The sequence below is a fragment of the Clostridium sp. CM028 genome (assembly GCF_030585565.1).
GTDB classification, from domain to species: domain Bacteria; phylum Bacillota; class Clostridia; order Clostridiales; family Clostridiaceae; genus Clostridium_AD; species Clostridium_AD estertheticum_B.
Genome location: NZ_CP077766.1, coordinates 2,045,731 through 2,062,352, shown reverse-complemented (window position 1 = coordinate 2,062,352; position 16,622 = coordinate 2,045,731). Strand labels below are relative to the sequence as shown.

15 protein-coding genes, 2 tRNA genes and 1 riboswitch are annotated in these 16,622 nt (G+C 32.6%); of the genes, 12 read left to right on the top strand and 5 right to left on the bottom strand.

All coding sequences use genetic code 11. From position 1 onward, the window contains the following. Positions 1–45: 45 nt before the first annotated feature. On the bottom strand, positions 46–1,482 hold the full coding sequence (proS, locus tag KTC94_RS09640; RefSeq protein WP_216303961.1) for a proline--tRNA ligase: 1,437 nt from the start codon (positions 1,480–1,482) through the stop codon (positions 46–48). 447 nt (positions 1,483–1,929) lie between these two features. Between proS and KTC94_RS09635 the strand changes: the two genes are divergently transcribed. Then, positions 1,930–4,098 (top strand): Tex family protein, encoded by a 2,169-nt coding sequence (locus tag KTC94_RS09635; protein WP_220320445.1) that lies wholly within the window; start codon positions 1,930–1,932, stop codon positions 4,096–4,098. 57 nt (positions 4,099–4,155) lie between these two features. Continuing rightward, positions 4,156–4,334, top strand: a riboswitch (FMN riboswitch). 91 nt (positions 4,335–4,425) lie between these two features. After that, on the top strand, positions 4,426–5,055 hold the full coding sequence (locus KTC94_RS09630) for an ECF transporter S component (protein ID WP_220320446.1): 630 nt from the start codon (positions 4,426–4,428) through the stop codon (positions 5,053–5,055). A 111-nt stretch (positions 5,056–5,166) separates the two neighbouring features. Here the strand turns inward: KTC94_RS09630 and KTC94_RS09625 are convergent, their stop codons facing one another. The 4 genes from KTC94_RS09625 to tsaE form a co-directional block, all read right to left on the bottom strand. Then, on the bottom strand, positions 5,167–6,084 hold the full coding sequence (locus tag KTC94_RS09625) for a polysaccharide deacetylase family protein (RefSeq protein WP_220320447.1): 918 nt from the start codon (positions 6,082–6,084) through the stop codon (positions 5,167–5,169). Positions 6,085–6,215: 131 nt separating this feature from the next. Then, on the bottom strand, positions 6,216–6,665 hold the full coding sequence (rimI, locus tag KTC94_RS09620) for a ribosomal protein S18-alanine N-acetyltransferase (protein ID WP_216303957.1): 450 nt from the start codon (positions 6,663–6,665) through the stop codon (positions 6,216–6,218). Then, a complete protein-coding gene (gene tsaB, locus KTC94_RS09615; protein WP_220320448.1) occupies positions 6,658–7,371 on the bottom strand; it encodes a tRNA (adenosine(37)-N6)-threonylcarbamoyltransferase complex dimerization subunit type 1 TsaB in 714 nt (237 codons plus the stop codon). The genes rimI and tsaB overlap by 8 nt, the downstream gene beginning before the upstream one ends. Next, a complete protein-coding gene (tsaE, locus tag KTC94_RS09610; RefSeq protein ID WP_216303955.1) occupies positions 7,368–7,826 on the bottom strand; it encodes a tRNA (adenosine(37)-N6)-threonylcarbamoyltransferase complex ATPase subunit type 1 TsaE in 459 nt (152 codons plus the stop codon). The genes tsaB and tsaE overlap by 4 nt, the downstream gene beginning before the upstream one ends. A gap of 130 nt (positions 7,827–7,956) precedes the next feature. On the opposite strand from tsaE, the gene KTC94_RS09605 reads away from it, so the two are divergent. The 10 genes from KTC94_RS09605 to nth all read left to right on the top strand — a co-directional run bounded on the left by KTC94_RS09605 (position 7,957) and on the right by nth (position 16,536). Continuing rightward, a tRNA-Trp gene (locus KTC94_RS09605) sits at positions 7,957–8,032 on the top strand. 40 nt (positions 8,033–8,072) lie between these two features. Continuing rightward, positions 8,073–8,148 (top strand) — tRNA-Trp (locus KTC94_RS09600). A 114-nt stretch (positions 8,149–8,262) separates the two neighbouring features. Further along, a complete protein-coding gene (locus KTC94_RS09595; protein WP_216303954.1) occupies positions 8,263–9,243 on the top strand; it encodes an NAD(P)/FAD-dependent oxidoreductase in 981 nt (326 codons plus the stop codon). A 597-nt stretch (positions 9,244–9,840) separates the two neighbouring features. Then, positions 9,841–10,752, top strand: coding sequence for a cysteine synthase A (cysK, locus tag KTC94_RS09590; protein ID WP_216303953.1), 912 nt, complete (start codon positions 9,841–9,843; stop codon positions 10,750–10,752). 283 nt (positions 10,753–11,035) lie between these two features. Next, on the top strand, positions 11,036–11,629 hold the full coding sequence (gene epsC, locus KTC94_RS09585; RefSeq protein ID WP_187351438.1) for a serine O-acetyltransferase EpsC: 594 nt from the start codon (positions 11,036–11,038) through the stop codon (positions 11,627–11,629). A gap of 14 nt (positions 11,630–11,643) precedes the next feature. Then, positions 11,644–12,636: a tRNA epoxyqueuosine(34) reductase QueG gene (queG, locus tag KTC94_RS09580; RefSeq protein ID WP_220320449.1), complete on the top strand. Its 993-nt coding sequence runs from the start codon at positions 11,644–11,646 to the stop codon at positions 12,634–12,636. Between the two features lie 38 nt (positions 12,637–12,674). Next, positions 12,675–13,382 (top strand): 1-acyl-sn-glycerol-3-phosphate acyltransferase, encoded by a 708-nt coding sequence (locus KTC94_RS09575; protein ID WP_165413622.1) that lies wholly within the window; start codon positions 12,675–12,677, stop codon positions 13,380–13,382. 223 nt (positions 13,383–13,605) lie between these two features. Beyond that, entirely contained in the window at positions 13,606–14,799 is a 1,194-nt protein-coding gene (locus KTC94_RS09570; RefSeq protein WP_216303951.1) for a glycine C-acetyltransferase, read from the top strand. 122 nt (positions 14,800–14,921) lie between these two features. Then, a complete protein-coding gene (locus tag KTC94_RS09565; protein ID WP_165413624.1) occupies positions 14,922–15,881 on the top strand; it encodes an L-threonine 3-dehydrogenase in 960 nt (319 codons plus the stop codon). A gap of 19 nt (positions 15,882–15,900) precedes the next feature. Beyond that, on the top strand, positions 15,901–16,536 hold the full coding sequence (gene nth, locus KTC94_RS09560) for an endonuclease III (protein ID WP_216303950.1): 636 nt from the start codon (positions 15,901–15,903) through the stop codon (positions 16,534–16,536). Positions 16,537–16,622: the final 86 nt, after the last annotated feature.

Sequence of the window (16,622 nt, the reverse complement as noted above, 5' to 3'; positions counted from 1 at the left end):
AAATTAAAAGCGATTGGCATAAACCAATCGCTTTTATATTTAAATTTAATAAGCTCTTCCCCAAATAACTGTAGCTTTAGATGGTTTTCCACAACATAAGCAAACGCCTTTTTCTTCTGGCATATTAAATGGCATGCATCTAGAAGACGCACCGGCTACTTCTTTTACTTTTTCTTCGCAAGCGAGTTCTCCACACCATGGAGCGCTAACAAATCCTAAAGTTTTATCAAGAAGTTCTTTTAATTCTTCTACGGTGCTCGCGTTAAAGGTTCGGGTATCTTGTGCATTTTTAGCTTTTTCAAATAAAGATTTTTGAATATCTTTTAAAATCTCGGGTACTAATGCTTCTAGTTCTGACATTGGAACAATTATTTTTTCGCGGCTATCCCGTCTCACAAGTACTACTTGGTTGTTTTCTATATCTTTTGGACCAACTTCTAAACGTAGCGGAACACCTTTCATTTCGTATTCGCTAAATTTCCATCCAGCCATTTTATCGCTAATATCCATTTTTACACGTGAAAGCTTTGATAATATATTTTTAAGTTCTGTAGCTTTTTCAATTACGCCTTCTTTATGAGGTGCAATTGGAACTATGATAAGTTGAATTGGAGCTACTGCTGGTGGCAGTATTAGACCATTATCATCACCGTGAACCATAATTAAAGCGCCGATAAGTCTTGTAGACATTCCCCAAGAAGTTTGGTGAACATAAGCAAGTTTACCTGTTTTATCTGAATACTGTATGTTAAATGCTCTTGCAAAACCATCTCCAAAATTATGAGAAGTACCACATTGAAGTGCTTTTCCATCATGCATTAAACTTTCAATTGTGTAAGTTTCATTTGCTCCTGCAAACTTTTCTTTTTCTGTTTTCTTACCTTTTATAACTGGAATAGCAAGGGTTTCTTCACAAAAGGTTGAATATATATTAAGCATTCTAAGAGTTTCCTCTTTTGCTTCTTCCGCCGTTGCATGAGCAGTATGGCCTTCTTGCCATAAAAATTCTGAACTTCTAAGAAAAGGTCTTGTGGTTTTTTCCCAACGAACAACGGAACACCATTGATTATATAATTTAGGGAGATCATTGTAAGATTGAATTATTTTTGAATAGTGGTCACAAAATAATGTTTCAGAAGTTGGCCTAACGCAAAGCCTCTCTGCTAGTAGCTCGTTGCCTCCGTGTGTTACCCAAGCAACCTCTGGTGCAAAGCCTTTAACATGATCTGCTTCCTTTTGAAGTAAGCTCTCAGGAATGAACATTGGCATATATACATTTTCATGACCTGTATCTTTAAACATTTGATCTAAAGTTTTTTGAATATTTTCCCAAATTGCATAGCCATAAGGTCTTATTACCATGCAACCTCTAACGCTCGCATAATCAGCAAGTTCCGCTTTTTTTACAATATCGGTATACCATTTTGCAAAATCTTCTTCCATAGAGGTAATAGATTCTACAAATTTTTTTCCTTTTGCCATAATTATTTTCCTCCGATTCAATAAAATATTTTAAAATAAATACAAAAAAACCCGTAAAAGGGCACTATAAAATCAATCATAGAATAAAAATAATAATATGTCAAGAAAACAATTCGTAAGGATTATTAATACCGCTTGTAAAGTTAACAAAGCATTTTTTTGAATCTATATAGGGTATAATATATGTGTTAACTATAAAAAAGCAATATAAGACAAAGGGTTAAAAGACAAGACCATATTAACCTTTCGAATATTTCTCCTAAAAATTTCTATATAGTGTATAGATATGAGGATAGAATTCGTGGTATGATTAAATATGTTGATTTTAGTCCATTAAATTTAAAATATAAATTATGTGAGGAGGAATAGCTATTTAGGTACATGAAAATAAAGTATCATAGTACTTGTTATTTATTTAAATGTGACTTGCAAAAATAGCTAAAAAACATGGGGAATATAACTAACAGATTAATTAAAGAATTTTCAATAACTAAAGAACAGGCGGAAAGTGTAATTGAATTATTAGATGAAGGGAATACAGTTCCTTTTATAGCTAGATATAGAAAAGAGAGAACTGGGGGACTTGATGATATAATCCTTAGAAACTTTACAGAGAGGCTTATATATCTTAGGAACTTAGAAGAACGAAAAACAGATGTAGTACGTCTTATCGGTGATCAAGAAAAACTAACAGCGGAAATTGAGGAGTCAATAAGAAAAAGCGAGACATTGACAGAAATAGAGGATATATATAGACCCTTTAAGCCTAAGAAAAGAACTAGAGCTATCATTGCGATAGAAAAAGGGCTTAAACCTTTAGCTGAAATTATTGTATGCGGCGAGTTTAAGGGTGATATAAATGAGTATGCAGAGAAATTCTTAAGTGAAGAAAATGCAGTAAATAGTACTTCGGACGCACTTCAAGGTGCTGGGGATATTATTAGTGAAATGATTTCAGATGAAGCTGATTACAGAAAGTGGATTAGAGCATTAGTGCATAATCAAGGAAATGTTGAAACTAAAGGCGGTTCTGATGATACTACTCCATTTGAAATGTATTATGAGTATAAAGAAGGGGTTAAATCTATTCCACCGCATAGAATTCTTGCTATAAATAGAGGCGAAAATAGTAAGATACTTTCTGTGAAAATCAAAGCCGATAATGATAAGATTACTCAGTACTTAAGAGCTAAATGTTTAAAAGGGAATAATGAAACTGATAAGTATATAGAGTTAAGTATAGGTGATTCCGTAAAAAGACTTATATTCCCATCAATTGAGAGAGAAATAAGGTCCGGACTCACAGAAAAGGGTGAAACTAGCGCTATTGAAATATTTAAAGCTAATTTAAAGGCACTCTTAATGCAGTCACCTATAAAAGGAAAGGTAGTGCTTGGATTTGATCCTGGGTTTAGAACAGGGTGCAAAATAGCGGTGCTTGATGATACTGGTAAGCTTTTAGATATAGCTACAGTATACGCTACTGCGGGCAGTAAGGACGGTATTCAAAAATCTATAGATATTATTAAAAAATTGGTAATTAAGCATAATGTAGAAGTAGTGTCACTCGGTAATGGGACTGCTAGTCGTGAATCTGAAGAAATTTTAGCGCAGATAATTAAAGAACTTAAGGATGAATGCTCAAAAGATTTGTACTATGTTATAGTCTCGGAAGCGGGAGCCTCAGTATATTCAGCGTCAGAGCTTGCATCTAAAGAATATCCAGATATAGATGTATCTATTAGAGGAGCTATTTCTATAGGGCGAAGACTTCAAGATCCATTAGTGGAGCTTGTGAAAATTGACCCGAAAGCTATTGGAGTTGGACAATACCAACATGATGTAGCAGCTAAAAAACTCGATGAATCCTTAAAAGGAGTAGTTGAAGATTGTGTTAATGCTGTTGGCGTAGATCTTAACATTGCAACACCCTCTTTATTAGCTTATATATCAGGGATAAATGCTGCTATAGCTCAAAATATTGTAGCGTATAGAGAAGAAAATGGTAAGTTCAAAACTAGAAAAGAATTATTAAAAGTGAAAAGATTAGGAGCAAAAGCATATGAGCAATGTGCAGGATTTTTAAGGGTTATGGAGAGTAATGAATTTTTAGATAACACCTCAATTCATCCAGAAACGTATAATGCTACTAAAAAATTATTGGATTTTTTAAGGTACACAAAAGAAGATCTTAAATCTTTAAACTTTAAAGATTTGGATGATAGACTAAAAGATATTAATATTAATATGGATGAGCTTGCACAAATATTGGAGATAGGTGTTCCAACTCTTAGAGACATTATTAAAGAAATTAAAAAGCCTGGTAGAGATCCAAGAGAAGAACTACCGAAGCCGATATTAAAAACGGGTGTAGTTCAAATGTCCCATCTTAAACCGGGAATGAAACTTATGGGTACTGTTAGAAATGTGTCTGACTTTGGAGCTTTTGTTGATATTGGAGTTCATCAGGATGGGTTAGTGCATATAAGCCAGTTATCAGATAAATTTGTAAAGCATCCATTGGATGTGGTTAAGGTTGGCGATATAGTAGAAGTTAGTGTGATAGAAGTTGATGAGAAAAGAAAAAGAATATCATTATCAATGAAAAATAATTAATTAATATGTTGCTTATTTTACTGTATTTATATATAATTAAATTATAAAATAAAATTTAATAATCTTCAGGGCGGGGCTAATTTCCCCACCGGCGGTAAAGCCCGCGAGCCGTAAGGCTGATTCGGTTTAACGACATTTTGGAAGAGAGTTTTCCTTCCGAAGTCGTTAAGACAGCACCCTTGGGTGATGATTTGATTCCGAAGCCGACAGTATAGTCTGGATAAAAGAAGATGTGATATATATATAAATTTGCCCTGGCATAGTACTATGTCAGGGCTTGTATTATATCCATCCCTAGGAGATATAGTTAATTAGGGGGCACTAAAAATGAGAGACGAAAAACTTGTTAAACTAATCAAAATATCACTTTTATCTGTTATGGCTTTTCTTTTGATGTACATTGAGTTACCAATACCGATTTTCCCTGATTTCTTAAAAATTGACATCAGCGACCTGCCAGCACTTTTAGGGGCCTTTGCATTAGGACCAATAGCGGGAGTAGTTATTGAACTCTTTAAAAATATATTACATGGAATGCTAGCTACTAAAACAGCCTTCGTTGGAGAAGTAGCAAATTTTCTAGTGGGTTCATGTTTAGTATTAGTATCGGGATATATTTACAAGGCCCGCAAAAGCAAAGGTGGAGCTATTGCTGGATTATTAATAGGAGTAATTTGTATGTCGTTTTTTGCAGGGATATTAAACTATTTTGTTGTTTTACCTTTATATGAAAAAGTATTAGGATTCCCAGTAGCTAGCGTTATAGAAATGGGATCAAAAATAAATCATAACATTGTCGATTTGAATTCTTTCATTATTTGGTCAATTATTCCTTTTAATTTACTTAAAGGAATGGTATTATCAGCAATGACTTTAGCTTTATATAAGAGTGTTTCGCCTATACTTCATAAAGAGAATATGGAGAGAGAATACAAAAGTAGAGAACAAAAAATATAAAAAACACTGGTATATAAATATGGACTTATTTCAAAGATTTTAAAAAAAGGGTATTAACAAACTAAAGGATGACTTCTGCACAATGCAGAAGCCATCCTTTAGTTTTATTGTTCACCATTCACAATTAACCATGCTTTTAAATGTAGATATGGATGTTTTAGGATATATTCCATATCTATTTAGCTCTAGTAAAGAATCTCCTCTCTTTACGCTTCCATTATTAACAGTAACAGCCATTCGTATTCCTATTTTAGGCAGAAGGGTTAATACATCATCGTTATGGTGTCCATAAGGATAAGAAAGATAATGGCTGCCGGTTAGTTCCGTATTTTTTATTAAATCTTTTTTTACATAATCTAAAGGTTTTGTAATTAAATAACCCTTGTCATTCTCTGTTTTATGTAAATTATGGGTATGGTTTGAATATTCAAATACATCAGTAGTTTCAGAAATATTTTTCCAACTTAAGAATTGTTGTGTTTTAGGATTAAATTCAACACTATTATCCTTGACATAAGATGTAATTAAAAATTGTGCAGCTTTAAAATTATATTTCTTCAAAATAGGATAGGCATAAATGTAGCTACTTAAATATCCATCATCAAATGTTATACATACTGATTTTTTAGGTAGTTCCAAATTCCCTAAAAGCCACTGTTCTAATTCAGCTAGATTTATTGTAGTGTATTTATTAGTGTATAAGTAGTCCATTTGTTGCTGAAAATTTTCAAGATTTAATACTACACCATTATTTGTAAATGTGTTTTCTTTTTTCTTTAGTAGATGATGATACATCAATATTGGTATTTTTTTTGACACACCTTCAGTCTGATCAAATGTTCTAACAATCGGATCTTTAAGCGTTGTTGATAAGCGTGGGATGTTAGATGAATTATCTACTGGTTTTGGTGATTTACTCTGAGAATCATCTGAAACTATTGTGCTTTTACTGGAAGTTGGACTAGCTAAGGAATTGCATCCAACCAATAGTAATGCAAAAAATAGTGCTAATATAATTTTTTTGGTCATAAATATTACCCCTTACTCTAATATATTTTAAACAGTTCACCCACATTATACCATTTTATTCTCATGCTTGCTAAATTTTTAGTAGAGAATAAAAAAAAGACTGGCAAGAGCTAGTCTTTTTACGCTATCTGCTATAGGTGTCGATTCCACATAATTACTGCATCTTCGCCGTTATCTTCATAATAATGACGTCTAATGCCTTCATTTTCAAAGCCATACTTTTGATATAAGTTTATAGCAGCGAAATTTGAACTTCTAACCTCTAAGGTTATTGCTGTAACTTTTAGTTTCCTGCAAATTTTAAATAAGGCTTCCACGATGAGGTCGCCGCCGCCATGACCACGAGCATCAGGGTGAATTGCAACATTAGTAACATGGGCTTCATCTATAATTAGCCACATTCCTCCATAACCTACTATAGAATTGCCCTTTTTTAATACAACATATTTAGCAAATTTATTATCTAGTTCACTTTGGAGTGATTCGTAGCTCCATGAAATAGGAAAGCTTAACTCGCTAATATTGAGTATGGATTTAATAGATGATGCGTCCATTGGGCAAATTTTAAAATCGCTATTCATTTTTTATTTGCCTCATCTTTTCTTCGTACTCCCTCTCAGCTTGCGGCTGCCTAAGGTAAATAGGCACTGACGAGTATATATCATCGGATGTTCCATTAGATAAAAGGTTGAGCCCTAATTCGCCTAGGGATGAAGCCTTAGCTAAGTTTAAATGCGCTGGAGCAAAATTGGCTTTAGGTAAATTTGCTATAAGTTTTTCTTTGAATTTGAAAGTTCCATCTCCTACAAAGGAAATATTGCAATTTTTCTCTTTAAGCATATTTATTAATTCATCTAAGGAAATATTAATATAGTCACTGATGCGGGTGAGCTCGTAATTATTAAAAGTATATAAGGCAGTATAAACATTATCTCTTAAAGCATCTAGCAAAGGACAAATAATTCCATCTGTATATGCTAAGTTATATGCTAAAGAATCTAAGGTAGATACAGTTACAAAAGGCTTTTTTGAGCCTTGGCTTAACCCCTTAATGGTAGCCATCCCTATTCTAAGGCCTGTAAAGGAACCGGGCCCCTTTGATGCTACAAAGGCATCAATATCACTTATGGTTATTCCTGTATTTTTTAATAATTGATCAATTATATGCATAAGTATTTGAGAATGTTGTTTTTTATAATTAAAAGTTATTTCACCAAGAACTTTGTTATCGTCAAGGATAGCACAAGTTGCTGATTGTGTAGCAGAATCCAGACTTAAAATCTTCATAGTTTTATCTCCTTTATATAATCATATCTTTTATCAGAATATCGGATGTTGATCTTTCTGAAATCATCTCCCAATCTAGGAAGTTTTTCTATGGTAATGGATAAATTATTGGGTGGAATCAGTTCTTCAATATAATTAGCCCACTCAATAATACTAACGCCATCACTAAATATATATTCATCAAAGCCTATAGCTGCTATTTCGTCAGGGTCATTTACCCTGTAGACATCAAAATGATATAATTTCAAGCGACCTGTATATTCATTTACAATTGTAAATGTAGGGCTTGTGATATGATCTTTTATATCTAAGCCTTTTGCAATTCCTTTTGTTAAATGAGTTTTGCCAGTGCCTAAGTCACCAATTAAGCAAACTATGTCCCCTGAATTTACATGTGAACCTATTAATTCGCCTATTTTATAAGTTTCGTCTACTGTAGTTACTATGTATTCCATAAGTTTCACCTCACTAAATATTTTATCCTAAAACATAGAAAAAGAAAAGGCCTCAGTGTTTCCTAAGAGATTAAAATATAAAAAAATCTTGCATTTATTTATAACACGTGATATAATTCAGATGTATTTTAGGGGTATGGCTCAATTGGTAGAGTAGTGGTCTCCAAAACCATTGGTTGTAGGTTCGAGTCCTACTACCCCTGCCATTTTTACATTTTTACATTTTTGCATTTTAAAAGTTAATAAAGGGGTATGGCTCAATTGGTAGAGTAGTGGTCTCCAAAACCATTGGTTGTAGGTTCGAGTCCTACTACCCCTGCCAAATAAAACCTGTGAAATTATTTTCACGGGTTTTTACGTTACTTATTTAAATATGCATTATAATGAATCATTAAATTTTAATGTTAGGCATCTGAAAAAAACTGGAGGGTATGTAATGCAACTATATGACATAGTAGTAATTGGGGGAGGTACAGCAGGCCTTGCAGCAGCTATTTCAGCTAAAGAGCACTATAAATGTAGAATTTTGATTTTAGAAAGAGAAAATCAATTAGGCGGAACAATAAATCAGTGTATTCATAATGGATTTGGCAAGAATATTTTTAGTGAAGAATTGACAGGACCGGAGTTTGTGCAGAAATTTATAGATAAAGTTAATAAATTGGGTATTTCATATAAATTAAATACTACTGTTTTAGATTTAAGTAATACTAAAGAAATTAATGCAGTGAATGCGTGTGATGGGATTTTTAAAATTGGAGCGAAAGCTATAATAATTGCGACCGGGTGTAGAGAAAGGCCAAGAGGATTTTTGAATCTGCCAGGTAGTAGATGTGCAGGTATATACACGGTGGGGTGTGCACAGAAATTTATAAATATAGAAGGATATATGCCAGGAAAAGAAATAGTTATATTGGGTACAGGAGATATTGCATTAACAGTAGCAAGTAGGCTAGCAATTGAAGGAGCTAATGTTAAAGCTGTAGTTGAAAGTAAAGATTTTATTGAGGCAACTGACAAAAAACTCATTGATTCCCTGAATGATTTTAATATACCTTTAAAAATAAAACAGAAGGTGGCGGATATCAAAGGCAAAACAAGGCTTGAGGGGATAACTTTAGTAAAAATTAATAAAAATAATGAAGTTATTAAAGATAGTGAGGAATATATTTCTTGTGATGCGTTACTATTATCTGTAAACTTATATCCGGACAATGAATTAGCAAAACAAGTAGAAATACTAATTAATGAATCAACAGGGAAAATTGAATTAAATGAAAGTTCACAAACTAATATAGCCGGCGTCTTTGCCTGCGGAAGCGTAGCTATTGGTTATGATTCTTCTGAAAATGTGGTAAAGCAAAGTTATAACATAGGTATTAGCACTTCGCAATACATAAAGAATTCTAACATCTAGTACGTAAACTTTTATGGTTTACCAATATAAGTGAATTTAAAACTGTTAGCTTATTTTAATGGTTTTTTTTATTTGTGTAAATATAAACGTGAAAAATAATGACATAAAAACAAAAAAATAGTATTGACATATTTTGATGTTAAGAATATAATAAAGAAAAGTAATTCATACTGAAATACTAGGAAATACTTAGAAGAAGGAAAGTAATATAAGAAGAATTTACAGAGAGAGAGTCTAAAGCTGAGAGGATTCTTATGGTCGACTTATATGAAGTGCCCTTTGGAGTTATGCACCGAAAAAGTCACATGAATGTGTCTTTGGTAGGCTGCATCGGGATTCACCCGTTATAGTGATAGAGCATAGCGCTGTGCTTGAAAAAGTGGCTTTATAATCAATTTAGTGGTTATAACTTAGAGTGGACCACGAAGTAAAACTTCGTCTCTAAATTAGAGGGAGTTTTTTTTGTACCCAAAAACTTTTGAAATATTAAAAATATAATTATATACGTGATGATTTTTATTTAAAATACTAAGGATGCAGGAATATAGATAGCTTTTGAAGGTAGATTACTTATTTTAAAATTGGAGGGATATTATTATGATGTATAACAATGTTTTAGATATGATAGGAGCAACACCGGTTCTAAAATTAAATAAATTAGTTGAGGGTGATATGGCTGATATTTTTGTGAAATTAGAAAAATACAATCCAGCTGGAAGTATTAAAGATAGAGCTGCCCTTGGAATGATAGAGAAAGCTGAAAAACTAGGAATATTAAAAGAAGGATTTACTATAGTTGAACCAACCAGTGGAAATATGGGAATAGCTTTGGCTATGATTGGAAGAATTAAAGGGTATGAAGTAATTATTGTTATGCCAGATAGCATGAGTGTTGAAAGACGCAATTTGATTAAGTCTTATGGAGCACAACTTGTACTTACAGATGGGATAAAAGGGATGAAGGGTGCTATAAATAAGGCAAAAGAAATAGCGGAGGGAAATTCTAGCTTTTTTATGCCACAACAATTTATTAATTTAGCAAATCCAGAAAAACATTATGATACTACTGCAGAAGAAATTATTAGAGATGTAGAGGACGTAGATATTTTTGTAGCTGGAGTAGGAACTGGAGGAACAATTGCTGGGATAGGAAGAAGATTAAAAGAAGCTAAACTTGGAATTAAAGTAGTTGCGGTTGAACCAGAAAACTCTCCCGTATTATCAGGAGGGGAACCTGGACCTCATAAAATACAAGGAATAGGAGCAGGTTTTGTGCCAGATATCTATGATAGTAGTGTAGTTGATGAAATAATAAAAATTTCTGATGAAGAGGCTTTTGAAATAGCAAAAAGAATAGCTAAAGAAGAAGGCATATTAGTAGGGATTTCAGCAGGGGCTAATATCGCAGCAGCTATGAAAATTGCGAGTAAAGTAGGCAAGGGTAGAAAGATTGTAACTGTTGCACCTGACGGAGGAGAAAAATATATTTCAATGGGAATCTATGATTAAATTTTTAACGACATTTCAAAAGGAAAGTCTCCCACTTCTATAAGTGGGAGTTACTACCCTAACAAATAGAAAACTTCAGTGGGGGCATAAATCTCCTTTTGAAGTCGTTAATTTATCTTCTACTAAGATGGTGCAGCTCCGCAGGAGATGATTTAACAAGGTGAAAATATTTATTTCTACTCTATAGATAAGTAGTCTGTGGGTTAACATATATGGAAATTTATATCTAAGAATATGAATTTCGATATTCACAAAATATAATTCTATAGGAGGGAATTATCATATGTTTAAAATGTTTAAATTGCTAGGATACGAAATTAATAATGTATTAGAAAAGGATCCAGCAGCTAAGAATTGGGTAGAAGTAATATTATTATATCCGTCTATCCATGCTATAATAATATATAGAATAGCTCATTTATTATATAATCATAAAATCTATTTTATATCTAGATCTATATCTCAATTAGCTAGGTTTTTTACTGGAATAGAAATTCATCCAGGGGCTAAAATAGGAAAAGGATTATTTATAGATCATGGGACGGGAGTAGTAATTGGAGAAACTACAGAAATTGGGGACAATGTGACCTTGTATCAAGGAGTTACACTAGGTGGAACAGGTAAGGATACAGGAAAAAGGCATCCTACTTTAGGCAGTGATGTGGTGGTGGGTGCTGGTGCAAAGATTTTGGGACCAATTAAAATAGGAACTGGTAGTAAGATTGGTGCCAATGCTGTAGTTTTAAAAGATGTATTAGCTAAGGCCACTGCTGTAGGTATTCCTGCTAGAATAATTTTTGTAAAGAATTCAACTATAATAGAAATTAAGGATTATGCAGGTGAAACTAAAAGAATGTACAACGATATGGTAATATAAAAGGGAAAGACAATATGGATATTAAAGAAGAAATAATAAAGTTTTGTAAAAAAAATGGCTTAGATGTAATAGGATTTAGCAAATGTAGAATTTTCTATGAGCTAAGTCCTTATTTTGAGAAAAGAAAAGAACTAGGGCTAGAAAATGAGTTTGAGGAGCAAATTGTAGATAATAGAATAAATCCATTTATATATATGCCCAGTGGGAAAACTATAATTTCTATTGCGTTTCCATATCTATATGATTTAGATTTTAATCAGAGAACGCATTTTTCAAAATATACCATGGGTAGAGATTATCATGTTGTTACAACTGAGTATATGGAAAAAATTTGCAAATTCATTGAAGGCATGGGTGCAAAAGCTATGTGCTTTGTGGATAGCAATGCGCTTCCGGAAAGATACATTGCGTGCAGTAGTGGAGTGGGATTCATAGGAAAAAACAATACTTTGATAACTGAAAAGTACGGCTCATATGTTTTTTTAGGAGAAATAATAACAGATCTAGTAATAGAGCCAGACAAGCCACTTAAGCAAAAATGTGGTGATTGTGAGATGTGTTTAGCAGCCTGTCCTACAAATTCTATAGTCAAAGGGAGAGTAGGAATAAATAATGATTCAAATATATGTCTATCCTACATAACACAGAAAAAAGATATAGAGGATTCTTGGTTCGAAAAATTAAATGGCAGACTATTTGGCTGTGATACCTGTCAGAGAGTATGTCACTTTAATAAAGAAATTGAATTTAGCTCTATTGAAGAATTTAAACCTTATGAACATATGAAGAGAATCGACGTGCAAGCATTAATGAATATTGATAATCGGTTATTTAAAGATAAGTACAAGATAACTTCTTGTGGATGGAGAGGTAAAAATATACTTAAGAGGAATGCAATGATTAATGAGGTTATTACAGAAAAATGTAAAATTATAACTATAGAGAAGGATACATCGCCTTATATAAGAGATTATTATTATAGACTTTTAAAGCTTTTAAAATTATAATAATGTTATAATTATTTATTATGAAAGGTGGAATTGTGATGGTTTCTAAAGCGGTGTTAAGAATAATAGACATTTTGCCAGATAAAGTTGTATCCTTTATAGCAAATAAACTAATTGATTCATATATTAATAAATACGCAAACATTAAAACTCACGGAATAGAGAAAATTAATGATATAAAATCTCCTATAATTTTCATATGCAATCATTTAAGCAATGCAGATGGTATAGTTATGAATAAGTTATTAAAGGACCACAATGTAACTTTTGTTGCCGGCGTAAAGCTAACAGATAATAAGCTTACAAAATTAGGTTTTCACGTTGCTAAGACAATAAAGTTAAAACCTAATTCAGCAGATAAGGAAGCTATATCTAAAATTGTTAGTACGCTAAAACAAGGCAATAACATTATGATTTTTCCAGAGGGTACTAGAAGTAGAAATGGAAAAATGATAGAGGGTAAGAAGGGTCTTATATTAATGGCTAAATTATCAAAGGCAACAATTGTTCCAATAGGTATTTGGGGAACGGAAAAGTTACTATCAATTAATGACAATGACATGGCGTCAGAAAGATTTAATTATGCAGATGTAAACATTAATATTGGTGGGCCTGTTTTACTCCCAAGTAAAAACCAAGATGAGGATAAAAACGAGTATTATGATAGGGTTATGCATGAAATAATGTCAAGTATAGCTGTGATGCTACCAGAGCAGTATAGGGGAGTATATTCCGATTGTAAATGAAAGAAAAGTTTCATTAGTATAAAAAAATGAAGAAAAAAACTTTATGATGGATTTTATTTGATCGAAAAGTATATAAAAAACATTTTTTACATTAAATTGGAATAAATTTTATAAATTAAAGGCATTTTACTATTAAATGATATATAATAGAGTTATGATTAAATATGAAATTCTCATGGATTATAATGAGAATTTCAAAAATAAAAAGTTGGAGGTATGTTACATGGGAAGTAAAGTACTTGGGAAATTTTTAAAAGAAAATTTAGAAGATTTGAAAAGTAAAGGTTTATATAATGTGATAAATACCCTAAAGAGTTCAAATGGGCCTGTTATTACAATTGGAGATAAAAAATTAATTAACTTATCTTCAAATAATTATTTAGGTCTTGCTACTAATCCTAGAATGATTGAGGCTACTATTGAAGCAACTAAAAAATATGGTGCAGGAGCAGGTGCTGTTAGAACAATAAATGGTACTTTAGAAATTCATATCGAATTAGAGCAAAAACTTGCTAAATTTAAACATACAGAAGCAGCTATTGCTTTTCAGTCAGGGTTTAATTGTAATATGGGCGCAATTTCAGCAGTAATGAATAAAAAAGATGCAATTCTTTCAGATTCATTGAATCATGCATCAATAATAGATGGATGTAGATTATCTGGTGCGAAAATCATAAGAGTAGAACACTCTGATATGGTAGATTTAAGAAATAAGGCAAAAGAGGCAGTAGAATCGGGTTTATATGAAAAAATAATGGTTATTACCGATGGCGTATTCTCTATGGATGGGGACATTGCGAAACTTCCGGAAATTGTCAAGATAGCAGAAGAGTTTGACTTAATAACATATGTTGATGATGCTCACGGTTCAGGAGTCCTTGGAAAAGGGACAGGCACCGTACATCACTTTGGATTGTCAGATAAAATAGATTTCCAAATTGGGACTTTATCAAAGGCTATTGGAGTTGTAGGTGGATATGTAGCTGGATCGCAGAATCTAATTGATTGGCTCATGGTTCGTGCTAGACCATTCCTATTCTCAACATCACTAACTCCAGGAGCTGCAGGTGCGGCTATTGAAGCTATTAATATTCTTACAGAAAGCACTGAGTTACATGATAGGCTTTGGGAAAATGCAAATTATTTAAAGAATGGTTTAAAAGAACTTGGCTTTAATATTGGAAATAGTGAAACTCCTATTACTCCATGTATAATAGGAGACGAAGTTAAAACTCAAGAATTTAGTAAGAAACTTTTTGAAGAAGGCGTTTACGCAAAATCGATAGTATTTCCAACTGTTAGAAAGGGAACTGGGAGAGTAAGAAATATGCCCACGGCAGCTCATACAAAAGAAATGTTAGATGAAGCTTTAGCTACTTATGCAAAAGTTGGCAGAGAAATGAACATAATAAAATAAGGAATATGCAGCTCCGCAGGAGCTGATTTAATTTAGGTATAACACATAATTACTAGGTGTTATACCTAAATTAATATTAAATATTAGGAATATTTATTTAATGTAGAGAGGAAGGGTGTAAAATGAAAAAAATATTAGTAACAGGGGCATTAGGACAAATAGGTTCTGAACTCGTAATGAAAATGAGAGAAATTTATGGCAGTAATAATGTAATAGCTACAGATTTAAGGAAATCTGAGGATAGTCAAGTAGTTACTTCAGGACCTTTTGAAATACTGGATGTAACTGACCATAAAGCTATGCTTGAGCTTTGCAAAAAATATGAAATAGATTCATTAATTCATTTAGCAGCCTTATTATCAGCAACAGCTGAAGCGAAACCACTACTCGCTTGGAATATAAATATGGGTGGACTTGTAAATGCTTTAGAGGTTGCTAGAGAACTTAAATGCAAGTTCTTTACACCTAGCTCTATAGGGGCGTTTGGACCATCTACACCTAAAGATAATACTCCTCAGGATACAATCCAAAGACCAACAACTATGTATGGTGTAAATAAAGTTTCAGGAGAATTATTATGTGATTATTACTATAAGAAATTTGGGGTTGATACAAGAGGAGTACGCTTCCCAGGTTTAATTTCTTATGAAGTTCTTCCAGGTGGAGGGACAACAGATTATGCTGTTGATATATATTATGAAGCATTAAGGTCAGGTAAATACACTTCATTCATTGGCAGCGGGACAAAAATGGACATGATGTATATGCCAGATGCAATAAATGCAATAATTAAGTTAATGGAAGCTGATGCATCAAAATTAATACACAGAAATGCATTTAATATTGCGGCTATGAGTTTTGAACCAGAAGAAATAGCTAATGAAATTAAAAAACATATTCCAGGATTTAAAATGGATTATAATGTAGATCCAGTAAGACAAGGAATAGCTAATTCATGGCCAAATTCAATGGATTCAACCTGCGCTAAAAATGAATGGGGATTTACTGCTGAATATAATTTGCCTAAAATGACTATTGATATGCTCGAAAAATTAAGAGCTAAAGGAATTGGCGCTGAGTAATGAAAAGTAGGTGACTTATATGAATAAAAAAACAATAAAAGCAGTGCTTGAAATTCTTAACGAAACGTATGCGGGGACAAAGTGTGGCTTGGATTTTACAACGCATTATGAACTTTTAGTATCAACCATACTATCAGCACAGTGCACAGATGATCGAGTAAATATTGTTACAAAGAAGTTGTATAAGAAATATAATACACCAGAATCCATGATCGCTTTATCAGACTTAGAACTAGGTGAAAAAATTAAAAGCTGTGGATTTTATAATAATAAGAGTAAAAATATTTTGGGAGCTACAAAATTAATATTAGAAAAATATAATGGAGAAGTGCCAAGCACGATGGAAGAATTAATAGATCTTCCAGGAGTTGGGAGAAAAACTGCTAATGTGGTTTTATCTAATGCATTTGGTATTCCGGCAATTGCTGTAGATACTCACGTTTTTAGAGTATCAAACAGAATAGGGCTTGCCCCAGGAAAGAACGTTTACGAGGTAGAGCAGAAGCTTATGAAAAATATTCCTAAAAAAATGTGGAGTGATGCTCATCATTACATTATATGGCATGGCAGAAAAATATGTAAAGCTAGGAAACCTAATTGCGAGGTGTGTCCAATAGCTCCTTATTGTGAATTTCTAAATGGAAAAGGAAAATAGGTAGCAAACTTTAGCTAGCTGAAAATCGAAAAATAAAAGCCCTTTATATTTTGAAAATATTAAAGAGCTTTTATTTTTTGAATATA

What these genes read in the sequence shown, in the direction of transcription:
- proS (WP_216303961.1), bottom strand. Translation starts at nt 1,482, where the DNA reads ATGGCAAAAGGAAAAAAATTTGTAGAATCTATTACCTCTATGGAAGAA.
- KTC94_RS09635 (WP_220320445.1), top strand. Translation starts at nt 1,930, where the DNA reads ATGGGGAATATAACTAACAGATTAATTAAAGAATTTTCAATAACTAAA.
- KTC94_RS09630 (WP_220320446.1), top strand. Translation starts at nt 4,426, where the DNA reads ATGAGAGACGAAAAACTTGTTAAACTAATCAAAATATCACTTTTATCT.
- KTC94_RS09625 (WP_220320447.1), bottom strand. Translation starts at nt 6,084, where the DNA reads ATGACCAAAAAAATTATATTAGCACTATTTTTTGCATTACTATTGGTT.
- rimI (WP_216303957.1), bottom strand. Translation starts at nt 6,665, where the DNA reads ATGAATAGCGATTTTAAAATTTGCCCAATGGACGCATCATCTATTAAA.
- tsaB (WP_220320448.1), bottom strand. Translation starts at nt 7,371, where the DNA reads ATGAAGATTTTAAGTCTGGATTCTGCTACACAATCAGCAACTTGTGCT.
- tsaE (WP_216303955.1), bottom strand. Translation starts at nt 7,826, where the DNA reads ATGGAATACATAGTAACTACAGTAGACGAAACTTATAAAATAGGCGAA.
- KTC94_RS09595 (WP_216303954.1), top strand. Translation starts at nt 8,263, where the DNA reads ATGCAACTATATGACATAGTAGTAATTGGGGGAGGTACAGCAGGCCTT.
- cysK (WP_216303953.1), top strand. Translation starts at nt 9,841, where the DNA reads ATGATGTATAACAATGTTTTAGATATGATAGGAGCAACACCGGTTCTA.
- epsC (WP_187351438.1), top strand. Translation starts at nt 11,036, where the DNA reads ATGTTTAAAATGTTTAAATTGCTAGGATACGAAATTAATAATGTATTA.
- queG (WP_220320449.1), top strand. Translation starts at nt 11,644, where the DNA reads ATGGATATTAAAGAAGAAATAATAAAGTTTTGTAAAAAAAATGGCTTA.
- KTC94_RS09575 (WP_165413622.1), top strand. Translation starts at nt 12,675, where the DNA reads ATGGTTTCTAAAGCGGTGTTAAGAATAATAGACATTTTGCCAGATAAA.
- KTC94_RS09570 (WP_216303951.1), top strand. Translation starts at nt 13,606, where the DNA reads ATGGGAAGTAAAGTACTTGGGAAATTTTTAAAAGAAAATTTAGAAGAT.
- KTC94_RS09565 (WP_165413624.1), top strand. Translation starts at nt 14,922, where the DNA reads ATGAAAAAAATATTAGTAACAGGGGCATTAGGACAAATAGGTTCTGAA.
- nth (WP_216303950.1), top strand. Translation starts at nt 15,901, where the DNA reads ATGAATAAAAAAACAATAAAAGCAGTGCTTGAAATTCTTAACGAAACG.